Below are 1,809 nucleotides of genomic sequence, written 5' to 3'. Positions count from 1 at the left end.
TACATAATGAAATATGCATTTAATATATAAAATAAGTTATGTATATATTGTATGTTTACTAATATATAAAAATTAAAATATTTGAGGTAAAGTTATGGTAACAATATTTAAAAATTATATATTAAGCATTTTTATCGTAAGTACTTTTTTTCTTTCACAAACTGTAAATGTTAACGCAAACTATTGGAAAAATGATTCTTCAAAAGAAGAATCTTCTATTTCCTTAATGGGGCAAACAAAGTTTGCAAAAGCTGATACTGTTTCTACCACTACTTTTTATGTTCCATCTGTAAGTAATCAAACAAAAAATGAGACAACCTTTGAAGGAAAAGTTGAAAAAGTCGTTGAACCTCTTACGATAGGAATGGGATTATTGGTTTCTGGATATGCAATAAGTATTATAGGATCTATCATAAGTTGGATAAAGGACATAGTAATGATGTTCAAGTAATTCAACCGATTTTATAATTATATAATATTTAGCTTCATTATGTATTATTAATCATTGTGAAATTATTACATAATGAAGCATTTTATATATCTTGTTATAAAGATAAATACTATAATTTAAATCAAAAATATAAATTTATGTATATATAGAAATAATATAAAGTATTTGAGGTAAATTATGATTAAATTGTTTAAAAATCACATGTTAGGTATTTTCATTATGTCTGCCTTTTCTCTTTCACAGGTTGTTAGTGTGCATGCAAATTATTTGCAAAACAATACTCTTAGTGAGAACACGGTTATTTCTGCAATAAAACAAAAAAGAAAGGATGCAATCGATATAATTGCTCTCTACGCACCAAATCTAAATCATGATGTGGAAAATGAAATTACCATTGAAGGAAAAGTTGAAAAAGTCGTTGAACCTCTTACACTTGGGACTTTTGGTATTGGGATAGCAATTGGATACGCATCAAGTATGGTAGGCATGTTTTTAGGATGGATAATAAGCAAAATAATATTGTATTTTAAATCTCATTAAAATTGAAATTTCATAGATATAAGATCTTCTCATATAAAACATAAATATAGATACATTCTGTTTTTATCTATTAATGATGATAAAAGATAGTGAATTATCATATTAAGAATAAAAAATCTTTAAATAGTTCTGATTTCTCAATGTGCACTAATTCTGTCGATGCTGCTATTCAATTCATACTATAACTATTGGAGATAAATTATGACTAAAGTATTAAAAACTTACGTATTAAATATTTTTGTAGCGGTTGCTTTTTTGCTTTCACAAATTATAAATGTTCATGCTAATCATTTGAGAAACAATACTCAATACGAAACTGTTTCTCTCATGCAACAAAGAAAAGAAAAAGCTATCACTATAGCTGCTTTCTATGGACCAAACTTCAATTATAAAGCAAAAAGCGAAATGAATATTGAAGGAAAAGTTGAGAAAGTATTTGAACCAATTACTCTAGGAGTTTTTTCTACGGTAGGAGCTTTGGGTTTTGGGTTTTTGACCGGATCTGTTATGGCCATATTTAGTGCGATAATCGGATGGGCAATAGGAAAAATTAAAGGAAAATAATTTAAAGCTACTTAGGTATTTTTTTATTTTCAATATTAGGGGTATTTTATAGCCTGCTTTATCTCATTGAGCAGGCTGTTTTTATGCTTTTTATGGATAAACTGTAGGTTCCCAGACTGTATAGCACAAATATAATATCTATTAGTATAAAACTATTAATATAAAAAATAATAAATTAGACTAAACAAATATTATTTAAAATATATATTTATACATGAAAATTACTTTATAAATTTTCCAATGTGAATCTTAAG

The 1,809-nt window shown here is 26.1% G+C and carries 3 protein-coding genes; all 3 read left to right on the top strand.

The window, feature by feature from the left end; genetic code table 11:
* Positions 1–94 precede the first annotated feature (94 nt).
* The 3 genes from MCY_RS08795 (at position 95) to MCY_RS08785 (ending at position 1,555) form a co-directional block, all read left to right on the top strand.
* Positions 95–451: a hypothetical protein gene (locus tag MCY_RS08795; protein WP_007348028.1), complete on the top strand. Its 357-nt coding sequence runs from the start codon at positions 95–97 to the stop codon at positions 449–451.
* Between the two features lie 177 nt (positions 452–628).
* On the top strand, positions 629–991 hold the full coding sequence (locus MCY_RS08790; protein WP_007348027.1) for a hypothetical protein: 363 nt from the start codon (positions 629–631) through the stop codon (positions 989–991).
* Between the two features lie 201 nt (positions 992–1,192).
* A complete protein-coding gene (locus MCY_RS08785) occupies positions 1,193–1,555 on the top strand; it encodes a hypothetical protein (RefSeq protein ID WP_007348026.1) in 363 nt (120 codons plus the stop codon).
* Positions 1,556–1,809 lie beyond the last annotated feature (254 nt).

It is taken from the genome of Bartonella rattimassiliensis 15908 (assembly GCF_000278215.1).
Classification (GTDB): domain Bacteria; phylum Pseudomonadota; class Alphaproteobacteria; order Rhizobiales; family Rhizobiaceae; genus Bartonella; species Bartonella rattimassiliensis.
This window is presented reverse-complemented; position numbering and strand designations above follow the sequence as displayed.